Raw genomic sequence first — 12,795 nt, 5'->3', positions numbered from 1 at the left:
CATGGCGGCCATTCGATGGCCGCCATGATTGCGTTGTTGCTGTTGGGTGGCGCGAGCTTCCTTGGGCTGGCCCGGACTTGCGCAAACTTGTCCGGACCTGCCCTGAAATCGCCTGGCCTACCAGCGCGCCTTGAAGGTATCGCGCAGATCCTGCAGCGCGGGCTCTTCCAGCGGCGTGGCGCGGCCACCGGCGAGGTGCCACAGCTTGGCGGTTTCTTCCAGTTCTTCCAGGGCGAAGGCGGCCTTGGACACCGAACTCTCCCAGACCACCGGACCGAGACGTTCCAGCAGTACGCCGCGCACGCTGGTGGCGATCCTGGCGACCTGCTCGGCCACTTCCGGTGCACCCGGGCGGGCGTAGCGGATCAGCGGGATGTGGCCCACCTTCATCACGTAGTACGGCGTGATCGGCGGCAGCACGTCCTGTTCGCTGTATACGCCGTTGATGGTCAGCGCAACCAGATGCGTGGAGTGCGTGTGCACCACGGCATGCATCTCGGGATTGTTGTCGTAGATCGCGCGATGCAGTACCAGTGTCTTGGAGGGCTTGTCGCCCGAGACCCATTCGCCGGCCGCATTGACCTTGGCGATGGCGGCCGGATCGAGGTAGCCCAGGCAGGCGTCGGTGGGCGTGATCAGCCAGCCGTCATCGAGACGGGCGCTGATGTTGCCGGCCGAGCCTACGGTGTAGCCGCGCTGGTACAGCGAAGCACCGATGCGGCAGATCTCTTCGCGCAGTTGGCTTTCCTGGCTCATGCGGTTTTCCCGTCGAGGTAGCGCAGTGCCTTTTCGAAGAAATCGACGCTGCCGAAATTGCCCGACTTCAGGGCCAGTGCCACCGGTTGCTCATCCAGCGTGGCCGTGGCCGGCACACCCGGATCGATCTGCGGGCCGATACGCAGCGCCCGCACATCCAGCGCCTGCACCACCGCGCCGGAGGTCTCGCCACCGGCCACCACGAACTGGCGCACGCCGCGCTGCTTGAGGCTGGCGGCGATGCTGGCCAGCGCCTGCTCGACCAGATGGCCGGCCTTGGCCACACCCAGTTCCTTCTGCACCGCCTTGACTTCGTCAGGGGTGGCGGTGGCATAGATCAGCACCGGTTCGTTCTTGATGCGCTCGTCGGCGAAGGCCAGGGCCTGGGCCACCACGTCTTCGCCACGGGCCAGGGCCAGCGGATCGATGCGGAAGGCCGGACGCTTGGCCTTCCATTCGGCCACCTGGGCATTGGTCGCCTTGGAAGCGGAACCGGCCAGCACCACCGACAGGCCATCGACCTTGGGCAGTTGCGCGGCTTCGCCGGCGGCGGTGAGCAGGCCGGCGCGGCGGAAGTTCTCGGGCAGGCCCAGGGCCACGCCGGAGCCGCCGGTGATCAGTTTCAGTTCGGCGCAGGCTTCACCCAGGGTGAACAGGTCCTTGTCGGAGACGGCATCGGCAATCGCCATCTTCACGCCTTCGGTGCGCAGCGCGGTGAAGCGCTCCTGGGTGGCAGCCGCGCCACGGGCCACGGTGTCGTAGCGCACCAGGCCGACCTTGGACTCGGTCTGGCGCTGCAGCACGCGCACCAGGTTGGCGTCGGTCATGGGCGTGAGCGGATGGTTTTCCATGCCCGATTCATTCAACAGCGCATCGGCTACGAACAGGTAGCCACGATAGAGGGTGCGGCCGTTTTCCGGGAAGGCCGGGCAGGCGATGGTGAAGTCCACGCCCAGCTCCTTCATCAGCGCATCGGTGACCGGACCGATGTTGCCTTCGTCGGTGGAGTCGAAGGTGGAGCAGTACTTGAAGAAGAACTGCGTGCAGCCCTGTTGCTGCAACCAGCGCAGCGCGGCCAGCGATTGTTCGATGGCCTCGGCAGCCGGCACGGTGCGCGACTTCAGCGCGATCACCAGCGCGTCGGCAGCGACGCCGGGCATTTCGCTGGGCACGCCGATGGTCTGCACGGTGCGCATGCCGCCGCGCACCAGCATGTTGGCCAGGTCGGTGGCGCCGGTGAAATCATCGGCGATGCAGCCCAGCAAGGGTCGGGATTGGGACATGGAAGCTCCTCGATTCTGTGGTGGTGACGGCGTCTTGCCGACGACTTATTTGGCCTTGGCCGGCGGCAGGTCGATGCCCGGGAAGATCTTGATGACGGCCGAGTCATCCTCGCCGCCATGACCGGCGGTGGAGGCCATCATGAACATCTGGTGGGCAGCGGCCGACAGCGGCAGCGGGAATTTGCTGCGGCGGGCGGTATCGAGCACCAGGCCCAGGTCCTTGACGAAGATGTCCACGGCCGACAGCGGGGTGTAGTCGCCATTGAGGATGTGCGGCACGCGGTTTTCGAACATCCAGGAATTGCCGGCGCTGTGGGTGATGACGTCGTAGAGTGCATCCGGATTGACGCCTTCGCGCAGGCCCAGGGCCATGGCTTCGGCAGAGGCGGCGATGTGCACACCGGCCAGCAGCTGGTTGATGATCTTGACCTTGGAACCGATGCCGTGGGTGTCGCCCAGGCGGTAGACCTTGCCGGCCATGCCGGCCAGCACGTCTTCGATCTTGGCATAGACCTCGGCGGGGCCGGAGGTCATCATGGTCATTTCGCCCGAGGCGGCACGCGCGGCGCCACCGGAGACCGGCGCGTCCAGCAGCAGCAGGCCCTTGGCGGCCAGGCGCTGGCCCAGTTCAATGGCGAAGTCCGGCGCCACGGTGGCGCTGGAGATGACCACGCTGCCCGGCTTCATCTGCGCTACCGCACCGTTCTCACCGAAGAGTACGGTCTCGGTCTGGGCGGCATTGACCACCAGGGTGATGACCACGTCCACCGACTTGGCCAGCTCGGCCGGATTGGCGCAGGCCACGCCACCGGCGGCGGCGAACTTGTCCAGGACTTCCTTGCGCACGTCACAGGCATGCACGTTGAAGCCGGCACGCAACAGCGAGCTGGCCACGCCATAACCCATGGCACCCAAACCGATCACACCTACATTCCTGGACATAATTGCCTCCGCGTTGTTGGCGCCGCTGCCGATGAATGAGGGCAGGACGTTGCGCCGGGTTGATGATGCGACGCCGGCTCATGCCGGCGTCCGTATTTCCAACTTGGTCTGGAGGGAAGTCCCCGCCAGATCATCGAATCATGTGCTGCTCATTTGCTGCTTGCTTCTTACGTGCGGCTCATCTGACGCCGCCGGCTTCAGGCCTGGCCCTGGCTCAGGCGACGCGCCGCATTGAACATGTGGGTCTGCGCAGCATTGCGCGCAGCCATTTCATCGCCGGCACGGATCGCCTCGACGATGGCCTCATGTTCTTCGCGCACCTGGCGCGAGAAGTCCTCATAACGGGCCTCGTTGCCCCGGGTGACCGCCGTGGCCGCCTCCAGGTACTGCGACAGGAATTCCAGCGTCTTGATGAAGTAGGGATTGCGCGTGGCCTGCGCCAGCGCCCGGTGGAAGGCCACATCGGCCGCCACGCCGTCACCGCCGCCGGCGACATCGGCGCCGATCTGCGCCAGCGCATCGTCGATGGCGCGCAGGTCCTCGGCGCTGCGACGCTTGGCCGCCTGCGCTGCCACTTCGGCCTCGATGGCGCGGCGCAGCTCGACGATCTGCAGCACCGCGTCGGGCGAACTGACTTCGGTGTAATCGATGCGCAAGGGCTTGATGCCGGCCTGCTCGGTGACGAACACCCCACTTCCCTGACGCGGCTCGACCACGCCCTCATGCTTGAGCCGCGCGATGGCTTCGCGTACCACCGTGCGGCTGACGCCGAACTGCTGAGCCAGCACCGCTTCGGTCGGCAGCTTGCTGCCACGCGGGAAGGCGCCGGCATCGATGTTTTCCAGCAATTGCCGGGCTACCGTGTCGCTCAGGGCCTGGGCGGGGATTTTCTGAAACATGCTGTCTCGCGGTCGTTTTATCGTCAGGTTATCCGGTCATCATACAAATTTATTTTGAGGCCGGCAATCCGATTTTTTCTCTTTACGCGGAGTAACACCCCCTTTTTGCAAGAATTTGAAGGAGATGAAAGAAATTGGAGTGTTATATCCAGCCGTTCGCTCCAGACATCAAGAATGTGAATATCTGAGCCATAGCTGCATCGTCGGGCGGCTGGCTCTACAATCGACGGTTTCCCGCTACGGATTCGCCGCATGCCCTACGATCTCTCGGACAAGCTCGTCATCGGAATTTCCTCCCGCGCCCTGTTCGACCTGGAGGTGGAAAACGCCATCTACGACGAGCAAGGCGTCGAGACCTACGCTGACTACCAGCGCGCCCACGAGAACGATCCTCTGCAACCCGGCACGGCCTTCCCCTTGGTCAAGGCGCTGCTGCAATTGAATGAACTGATCCCGGAACGCCGGCTGGTGGAAGTGGTGGTGATCTCGCGCAACACGCCCGATACCGGCCTGCGCGCCTTCAACGCGATCGCCGCCCACAAGCTCGACATCAGCCGTGCCGCCTTCACTGGCGGTGGACCGACCGCACCCTACCTGCAGGCCTTCAAGATCGACCTGTTCCTGTCACGCGATACCGGTGACGTGCAGGAAGCCATCGATGCCGGCGTGGCCGCTGCGCAACTGTATGCGGCACCGCTGGACTACAGCGCACCGGACAACCAGATCCGCATCGCCTTCGACGGCGACGCCGTGCTGTTCTCGGCGGAGTCCGAACGCATCTTTGCCGAGAAGGGCCTGGAAGCCTTCGCCCGCCACGAGCAGCGGCATCGCAAGAAGGCCATGAAGGAAGGCCCCTTCGCCAAGCTGCTGCTGGCCCTGTCGGCGATCCAGAAACAGTTTCCGCCCAAGCAGTGCCCGGTGCGCATCGCCATCGTCACGGCCCGCAACAGTCCCGCACACCAGCGCGTGATCCACACCCTGCGTACCTGGAACGTGACGGTGGACGAAGCCTTCTTCCTCGGTGGCCTGAACAAGGCGGAGGTATTGCAGGCCTTCGGCGCCCACATGTTCTTCGACGATCAGGAGGGGCATGTGCAGAAGGCGGCAGTGGTGGTGCCGTCGGGACGCGTGCCGTACAAGGGCGGCACGCTGGAGGGTGGGCGAGTGGCGCGAAGCCGAGCCGGCAAGGGCTGAGGTGAGACTGGATGCGGGCGGAGACAAACCCTTCAGCCGCATTCACCCGGTCACACATCGCAGAGCCATGGCAACCTGTGCGACACGGCACGGCTTTTTCAACGTTCCTAGGGCTTCATCTCGCGCACTATCCTTTCGGCATCACGTCCGGGAGGACTGCCGAACTCACGTGCGTATTCCCGGCTGAACTGGGTCGCGCTCTCGTAGCCCACTTCATGGGCGGCGGCGCTGACGTTATAGCGCGCGGCCACCAGCAAGGTACGGGCCTGCAACAGACGGATCTGCTTCTGGTATTGCAGCGGGCTCATCGCGGTGACCGCCTTGAAGTGGCGATGGAAGGCAGACACGCTCATGGCCACGCCATCGGCCAGGTCCTCGATGCGCAGGGCTTGCGCATAGTCACGACGTATTCTCTGGATTGCCGCATTGATCCGCGCCAGCGCGCTGTCGGGCAGGGCGATGTCGCGCAGCATCCAGCCCATCGGCCCCTGCAGGACACGATAGAGGATTTCACGTTCATACACCGGGGCCAGCGCGGCAATGTCGGCCGGCTGCCCCATCAGGCGCAACATCCTGATCCAGGCATCGAGCAGTTCCGGCGTCACCGACGCCACCGAAAAACCGGCTGAGTTTTTGGGTCGCCCGATATGGTCCGGCAGGTCGCCCAGCAATTTGACGATGATGCCGGGGTCCAGCGTCAGGCTCACCGCAAGATAGGGATTCCCCTGTGCATCCGGATGGACAGTCCCGGCTGCCGGCAGGTCTACCGACATCACGAAATAGGTCGCAGGATCGTAATGCAGGGTGCTGCCGCCGACGGTCATGGATTTGCTGCCGCGCAGGATCAGGTTGACCATGGGATCGTAGACGGCGGCCAACTGGTGCTGGGGAATCTCCCCCTGCACCATGGCCACGCGCGCAATGCCGGTCTCGGTACGCCGGTTCTCGGCCCCTGCGGCGAGCTGGCGTAGTTCGTTCAATTGATCTTTCATCTGCGCATTAGAACCGGGATGACGGTGCTCCGGCAATGAAAAAGCAGAAACAGGCAGGCTTGAGGCAGGAACCGGCACGGCGAGTCTGCGCCTGAGTGGCTAAGCTGAAGGATTCCGACAAACCCTGCTTCACGAAAGAAACGACGCCATGCTGGATCACCTATTTCTGTCGGTCAGCGACCTTGAACGCTCGATCTCCTTCTACACGGCAACCCTGGCGCCACTGGGCATCACCGCACGCCATGACTATGACGGCAAGGACGGTCCGCCAGGACACCCTGACCTGAAAGGCTTCGGCGCCCGTGGGCGCATGTTCTTCTGGTTACGCGAGGGCAAGGTAGAAGGACAGGCCGCCCATGTCGGCTTCGTCGCCAATAGCTGTGATGAAGTACAGGCAGCCTATGCGGCGGCAATGGCCGCCGGTGCCACCGACAATGGCGCGCCGGCAGCACGCACCTATTACGATCCACGCTACTACGCCGCCAATGTACTGGACCCGGATGGCTACAGCCTGGAGTTCGTCTACAAGAGCTGGCAACACCCGGAGGCATGATGGCGCAGGCAATGGAGATCACGCGCTTTCACCTCGCGCCCGGCGTGACGATGAAGCAATTCATCGCGGCCAATGCCGATGTCGACGAATGGCTCAGGCAACAGCCCGGATTCATCCTGCGGCGCATCTGCGTACAGGACGACGGGATGGTCGTCGACATGCTCCTGTGGACCTCGGTCGCTAACGGCCAGCGGGCGGCCCGGGGCATCGTCACCGAGCTGGCCGGTTCACCCGTGCATGCCGCCATCGACCATGCCACGGTCGACTGGTCAGTCAGGTCTTGTCAGCATGCCGTCGATGCAGTGGACTAGGGCGACGCAATCACCCGGCCCGGCTTGCCGGCCAGCCAGCCCAGCACACCCATGAGTACCGCACCGGCCGCGCACAAGGCCAGGACCACGGTCCAGTGGCCGCTGGCATCGTGCAGGCGGCCCATCAGGATGGGACCGGCGGCGGCCAGCAGGTAACCCACGCTTTGCGCCATCGCCGACAGCGCCGCCGCCTGGGGTGGCGTCGATACCCGGGTGCCGACAAAAGCCAGGCCCAGGATCAGCACCGCGCCGGTGCCAAACCCGAACAGCGGCACCCAGACGATGGAGGCCTGCGGCCAGGCAATCAGGCCGACCAGGCTCAGCACGGTGGCCGCCGACATGCTGGCTGCCACCGGACGATGGTCGCGGATGCGCCCGCCCAGCGGGATCAGGAGCAAGCCCGGCAGGGCCGAGGCCAGTTGCATCAGGCCATGCAGGTTGCCGGCCTCGACCGCGCTATGACCATTGGCCGCAAGTATCGAAGGCAGCCAGGCGGTGACCACGTAATACACCAGCGAATTGGTGCCGAGGAAAAAAGTCACCTGCCAGGCCAGGGGCTGGCGCCACATGGACGCAGCGCGGGCCGGCATGGCAGCGGGGCGGGTGGCACGGCGCAACTGGGGCAACCAGACCAGGATGGCCACCAGCGGCAGTACGATGAAGGTCGCCAGCGCCCATGACCAGCCCAGGGCGCCGGCCAGCGGCACCGCACACACCGAGCCCAGCGCCGAGGCACCGCCCATGGTCAGGGCGTAGATCGCAGTCATGCGCGTGAGCTGGTCAGGGAAGTCGCGCTTGAGCAGGCTGGGCAGCAGGACATTGCCGCCGGCGATGCCACAGCCGATGATACAGGTCCCCGCCAGAAGCGCGGCCATCGAGCCGGTCGAGCGCAACACGATGCCGGCGGCGATCAGCAGCAAGGCCAGCAAGAGGGCGCGTTCCAGCCCCAGGCTTCGGGCCAGCCGCGCCCCCCGCGGCGAAATGAGCGCAAAGCACAGCAGGGGCAAGGTCAGCATCAGTCCGGCTGCCCCTGCCGAGAGCGCAAAGGTCTGCTGCAGCAGTTCCATGACCGGCCCCACGGCCGTGACCGGGGCGCGCAGGTTGGCGGCGATCAGCAGGATACCGGCCACCAGCCACAGACGAGCGGCGCGGCGCACAGCCGACGGGCTGGCGGCTGGGGAAGAAGAATCGGTGTCGGTAGCGTGCATGTCAGCGGGCGGAAAGATGGAGCGCCAAGCTTAGCCAATCGCAGCGTGGACGTATTTGGCTACAATGCCAGGATATTGCTAAAAACGGTCAACCCACCTGCCCTGCCGCCGCATGACCACGCATATGCCCACTCTCTACGCCAGCCTCGTCGAACACGATCCGGACCGCCTGGCCGCCGCCGTGACGGCGCTGCGCGTGCATACCCACGAGAGCGAGCGGGAAACGCCCTTCCACAGCCATCGCAAGGGTCAGTTGGTGGTGGCACTGCATGGCGCGGTCACCTGCGAGACGGCGCAGGGCATGTGGATCGTGCCGCCGCAATCGGCGGTGTGGATCCCGGCCGGCGTGCCCCACAGCAACCGGGTCACACTGGACGGCCAGCTGTGCTTCCTGTTCATCGATCCCGATGCGGCGCGCATGCCCACCACCTGCTGCACACTGGCGCTGACGCCCCTGCTGGTTCAGATGATCTGCCACCTGGCCGAACAGGCACAGGATTATGCCCCCCATGAACGTACTGCGCGCCTGGCGGCGGTACTGGTGGAAGAACTGGAACACAGCCAACGCCAGGCCCAGCCCGCACACCTGCCGCCACCGCTGCCCATGCCCCAGCATTCGCGCCTGCGCGAGATCGCCCGGCGCCTGGCCGAACAGCCGGCCGACCGCAGCACCGTGGCCGAGTGGGGTCAGCGCCACGCCATGAGCGAGCGCAGCTTTGCCCGCTTCGTCCAGGCCGAGACCGGCATGAGCTTCGGCCGCTGGCGGCGCCAGATCCACCTGATGGTGGCGCTGCAGCGTCTGGCCTCGGGCAGTTCGGTGCAACGCGTCTCGCAGGACCTGGGCTATGACTCGGTCAGCGCCTTCATCACCATGTTCAAGAAGACCCTGGGCAAGCCACCGGCGCGCTACATGGCGCAGCGCCAGGTGCACCCGCCGCCGCCCTCGCCAACTTCGCCACCGCTGCCGACGGCCCCCTACTTCCAACCGAAACGGACCCCCTCATGGAAACCGAACTGAAACTCCTGCTCGCCCCGGCCCACACCAAAGCCTTCATCCGTCATCCGCTGGTCAAGCGCCATGCCCTGGCTGCGCCGCGCATCAAGGACCAGACCGGCACCTACTTCGATACCCCCGACCTGCTGCTGCGTCGTCACGATGCCGGCCTGCGGGTGCGCCGCACCGGCAATGAATTCATCCAGACCCTCAAGGCCGGCGGCGGCGTGTCCGGCGGGCTGCATCAGCGCAACGAGTGGGAGTCGCAGGTGGCAGCGGAGACCCCGGACCTGCTCGCGCTGCGTGCACTGGTGGCCGGCGACGACGAGCAGGTGGCCGAGATCCTGTCCGACGAGGTGGCGGCACGCATCACGCCTATCTTCAGCACCCGCATCCAGCGCATGGTGTGGGACCTGCGGTTGAAAGACGGCACCGAAGTGGAATGCGTACTGGACCAGGGGACGGTGGAACACGGCGCGTTGCAGTCGCCGGTGTGCGAGATCGAGCTGGAGCTCAAGAGCGGTGACGTCAATGCCCTGTTCGACTTCGCGTTGCAATTGCTGCAGGACCTGCCCCTGCGCATCGGCATCCAGAGCAAGGCGCAGCGCGGCTATACCCTGTTCCACCAGGCCCGGCGCGGCGATGCGGCGCCGATCTCCTCCGCCAGCCGCGCCACGGCGCTGCAACTGGCGCGCAAAATGCCGGTGGAACAGGCCTTCCTCGCAGTGGTGGGCAATTGCGTGGCGCAGATCCAGGCCAACGACATTGCCGACCAGGACAGCGGCGACATCGAACGCCTGCACCAGATGCGCGTAGGCCTGCGACGCCTGCGTTCTGCCTTCAGCCTGTTCGGCGAGGTGATCGCCCTGCCCGCTGCACTGGAGCAGGAATTCACCTGGATCGCCGAAGCCATCGGCCACGCCCGCGACTGGGACGTGCTGGCCACCCAGACCCTATCCACCCTGCCGGGCCTGGCAGCAGACAACATCGCGGGAATCGATCTTGAGGCGGTACGTCACGCCGCCCTGATCCAGGCGCGCAAGCAACATGCGCAGGCGGTCGAAACCGTAGCCTCGCCGCGTTACACCGCACTGGTGCTGCAATTCAGTCGCTGGCTGCTGCAGGCCGGCTGGCGCACGACCGCCACGGGGGACAACCGCCAAGCCCTGGAGCAAGCCCTGGCACGCTTTGCCCGACAGCATCTGCGTCAGGATGAAAAGCGGCTGAACAAACGCGGCGCGCACATGGACGAAAGCGCTCGCGCCCGTCACCGCACCCGCATCGCCGCCAAGAAGATGCGCTATGACATCGAATTCTTCCTGGCCCTGTATGGCGAGAAGAAGAGCCGCCCCTATCTCAAGGCGCTGGCCCGCCTGCAGGATCAGCTCGGCCAGCAGAACGACCTGATCGTGGCCGACGCCCTGCTGCAGCAACTGCAGCGCCGGCAGGCCCGGCTGGCGCCCAGCGTGGCCTGGGTCCGCGGCTTCCTGAGCGGACAGGCGGGGGATGGTCATGCGCGCACACGGCGCCTTTGGAAGAAATGGCAGGCGCAGGAGTTGCCGCGTTAGGTACCCTCAGCCGGAAGTCGCTCAGAAGCAGCTGGAGTCGACCTCTTCCAGTTCCAGCATCAGCAGCCTGGCAGTCTTCATCAAGGCTGGCGCCAGCTGTTCGCGGATCACCTCGCGATCCGGCAGCGCTCCCACGGCACTGCAGTTCAGGCCCATGCGCAGCGGTGGATTGCCCAGCGCCAGCGGGACGCTGATGGCAAAGGTGTCGCGCTGGTATTCGCCGGCCGCCAGGCAATACCCATGGGCATCGAGCTCGCCGAAGGCACGCTCCATCCGTGCCACCACCTGCGGGCCGTGCTCGCCGCTTTTCTTCCATATGCCGAACAGAAGGCGCTGGCGCTGCTCCGGCGACTGTGACCAGACGTAGGCGCGTCCTATCGAACTGAGCGCCATCGGCACCGAACGTCCCACGCCCAGTCTCAAGGTGGCGATCTTGCGACCATTGCAATACTGGATATAGACCATGTCCAGCTGATCGGCCACGGCCAGCCCGACGGACATGTCGAAGCGGTCGGCGAAGTCCTGCATGATAGGACGGGCCGCATCCTGTACCAGGCTATTGGACAGGTAGCGCTGCCCCAGTCGCAAGCCGCGCACACCCACCTGCACCCGCACGCCATCCGGTGCGCGATCCAGATAGCCCAGGGCCACCAGGGTGGCGGTCAGGCGCGAGACCGACGCCTTGGAGTAGCCACTGCGACGCACCAGTTCGGCATGCGACAAGGGCTTGGCGCTGCCCTGGAAAACCTTCATGAGCAACAGCGCGCGCTCCAGCGAATGGGTGGCGGCCTGTCCGGCCTCGCTACGCTCATCGGCCTGCCCCGCCGCTGCGGCCGGCAATTGACGTGCCGCACGCCGGTTCCCTGCAGCGCCACTCATGTGCCCGCCCCCAGGCGCGCACGCACGGCCAGCAGTTGCGGACCGATGCGCTGCTCGACACGGGCCTTGCTGAGGCTAAGCGCAGGGCCGGCGCACAAGAGCACCATGGGCATGCGTTGCGCCAGTTGCAGCGGCGCCGCCAGTACGGTGATCTCCGGCCCCCAGTCACCGGTGGAGAGGCAATACGACTTGTCGGCGATCTGCTGCTGGGCATCGGCCAGCTTCTGGCGCAGCAGCATCCATTCGTCACGCTTGTGATAGGGGCGCATGTGGTCCAGCAGGTAATTACGTTCGTTTTCATGCAGGCAGGCCAGCAAGGCCCATCCCACTGGAGAGGATGCCATCGGCAGGTGTTCGCCCACACCCAGTCCCACGGTCGCATTGCTGGAAGCGCTATGGCAGTTCTCGAAGAAGATCATGTCCAGTCCGTCACGTCCGGCCAGCGCCACGAAGACACCATTGTCGTCGGCCAGCTTCTGCATCAGTGCACGCGCCTGCAGGACCACGTCGGCATCGACCATGGCGGCAAAACCCAGGGTGAGTACGGCCACGCCAAGCCGGTACTTGCGCCGCTGTTCGCTGTAGCCGAGATAGCCCAAGGCGGTCAGCGTCTGCGTCAGGCGTGACACCGTGGCCTTGGGCAGACCGGTGCGCGCGGCCAGGTCCTGGTTGGCCAGCCACTCGTCGGTACCGAGGAAGGCATCCAGCACGGCGAAGCCGCGTTCGACCGGCTTGATGACCGCACTCTCGCCGACCGTACCGGCATCGGCACCTGCGCGATAGCCGGGCGGATGGGGAGCGCGCAGCACCAGGCGCACATCCTTGATGCGTGCGCGCCGCTGCCGTGGGGCCTGCGGGTGAGGCTGGCGGGTCGCCGTGCTCATGCGCGACCGGCGGCCATGGATGCCGCTGCAATGATCAGATTCACCGGGTCTCCTTGCCCTCTATGGTCCGGCCTTGCGCAGAGCGCCAGGCGCGGGATTGTTTCCTGGACGCTACCTTGCGACAACGATCCGCCGAGGGTCAACCGATGAATATTTTATGTTCCGTACTTTGGAATTTCCAATGCAGTTTTGAATTTTCTCTCCAACGGCGCAGATCATCCGCAGATTCCTGACCAGCTTTGATGCGATGCAGCTATCCCAAATCGGCCTTGTATTCTGGGGACTTCTAGAGGCACTCGGATTTTCTCTTGCGGCGCGCAATTGGCCGCTGC

13 protein-coding genes are annotated in these 12,795 nt (G+C 65.3%); 5 read left to right on the top strand and 8 right to left on the bottom strand.

Annotated elements, in window-relative coordinates:
* Positions 1–117 precede the first annotated feature (117 nt).
* The 4 genes from ACEOAC_RS03395 to ACEOAC_RS03380 all read right to left on the bottom strand — a co-directional run bounded on the left by ACEOAC_RS03395 (position 118) and on the right by ACEOAC_RS03380 (position 3,880).
* Positions 118–756, bottom strand: coding sequence for an aldolase (locus ACEOAC_RS03395; RefSeq protein ID WP_006461464.1), 639 nt, complete (start codon positions 754–756; stop codon positions 118–120).
* A complete protein-coding gene (gene otnK / locus ACEOAC_RS03390; RefSeq protein ID WP_182993147.1) occupies positions 753–2,039 on the bottom strand; it encodes a 3-oxo-tetronate kinase in 1,287 nt (428 codons plus the stop codon). The genes ACEOAC_RS03395 and otnK overlap by 4 nt, the downstream gene beginning before the upstream one ends.
* 45 nt (positions 2,040–2,084) lie before the next feature.
* Positions 2,085–2,981 (bottom strand): L-threonate dehydrogenase, encoded by an 897-nt coding sequence (ltnD, locus tag ACEOAC_RS03385; RefSeq protein ID WP_102663687.1) that lies wholly within the window; start codon positions 2,979–2,981, stop codon positions 2,085–2,087.
* 197 nt (positions 2,982–3,178) lie between these two features.
* On the bottom strand, positions 3,179–3,880 hold the full coding sequence (locus ACEOAC_RS03380; RefSeq protein ID WP_006461461.1) for a FadR/GntR family transcriptional regulator: 702 nt from the start codon (positions 3,878–3,880) through the stop codon (positions 3,179–3,181).
* Between the two features lie 252 nt (positions 3,881–4,132).
* Between ACEOAC_RS03380 and ACEOAC_RS03375 the strand changes: the two genes are divergently transcribed.
* A complete protein-coding gene (locus ACEOAC_RS03375; RefSeq protein ID WP_241811193.1) occupies positions 4,133–5,074 on the top strand; it encodes a 5'-nucleotidase in 942 nt (313 codons plus the stop codon).
* Between the two features lie 107 nt (positions 5,075–5,181).
* Here the strand turns inward: ACEOAC_RS03375 and ACEOAC_RS03370 are convergent, their stop codons facing one another.
* The gene (locus ACEOAC_RS03370) at positions 5,182–6,054 is read right to left on the bottom strand and encodes an AraC family transcriptional regulator (protein ID WP_413628688.1); all 873 of its coding nucleotides are present in this window, start codon (positions 6,052–6,054) and stop codon (positions 5,182–5,184) included.
* 160 nt (positions 6,055–6,214) lie between these two features.
* Here ACEOAC_RS03370 and ACEOAC_RS03365 point away from each other — a divergent pair, with 160 nt between their 5' ends.
* Positions 6,215–6,619, top strand: a complete 405-nt coding sequence (locus ACEOAC_RS03365) for a VOC family protein (RefSeq protein ID WP_182993151.1) — start codon at positions 6,215–6,217, stop codon at positions 6,617–6,619.
* An 11-nt stretch (positions 6,620–6,630) separates the two neighbouring features.
* Entirely contained in the window at positions 6,631–6,930 is a 300-nt protein-coding gene (locus ACEOAC_RS03360) for a hypothetical protein (RefSeq protein ID WP_413628687.1), read from the top strand.
* Here ACEOAC_RS03360 and ACEOAC_RS03355 read toward each other — a convergent pair.
* Complete coding sequence (locus ACEOAC_RS03355; protein WP_413628686.1) at positions 6,927–8,138, bottom strand: MFS transporter; 1,212 nt, start codon at positions 8,136–8,138, stop codon at positions 6,927–6,929. The two genes, ACEOAC_RS03360 and ACEOAC_RS03355, sit on opposite strands and share 4 nt — an antisense overlap.
* Positions 8,139–8,262: 124 nt before the next feature.
* Here ACEOAC_RS03355 and ACEOAC_RS03350 point away from each other — a divergent pair, with 124 nt between their 5' ends.
* Complete coding sequence (locus ACEOAC_RS03350) at positions 8,263–9,156, top strand: AraC family transcriptional regulator (RefSeq protein ID WP_077236140.1); 894 nt, start codon at positions 8,263–8,265, stop codon at positions 9,154–9,156.
* Positions 9,141–10,700, top strand: a complete 1,560-nt coding sequence (locus tag ACEOAC_RS03345) for a CHAD domain-containing protein (protein WP_413445559.1) — start codon at positions 9,141–9,143, stop codon at positions 10,698–10,700. The genes ACEOAC_RS03350 and ACEOAC_RS03345 overlap by 16 nt, the downstream gene beginning before the upstream one ends.
* 21 nt (positions 10,701–10,721) lie before the next feature.
* On the opposite strand, the gene ACEOAC_RS03340 is transcribed toward ACEOAC_RS03345, so the two are convergent.
* Positions 10,722–11,579 (bottom strand): IclR family transcriptional regulator, encoded by an 858-nt coding sequence (locus ACEOAC_RS03340; RefSeq protein ID WP_077236142.1) that lies wholly within the window; start codon positions 11,577–11,579, stop codon positions 10,722–10,724.
* On the bottom strand, positions 11,576–12,463 hold the full coding sequence (locus tag ACEOAC_RS03335; RefSeq protein WP_413628685.1) for an IclR family transcriptional regulator: 888 nt from the start codon (positions 12,461–12,463) through the stop codon (positions 11,576–11,578). Before ACEOAC_RS03335 ends, ACEOAC_RS03340 begins: the two co-directional genes overlap by 4 nt.
* Positions 12,464–12,795: the final 332 nt, after the last annotated feature.

This window comes from Herbaspirillum frisingense (assembly GCF_047325095.1).
GTDB lineage: Bacteria > Pseudomonadota > Gammaproteobacteria > Burkholderiales > Burkholderiaceae_D > Herbaspirillum > Herbaspirillum frisingense.
Note: the sequence above shows the minus strand (reverse complement) of the source record. Positions and strands in the feature narration are given on the sequence as shown.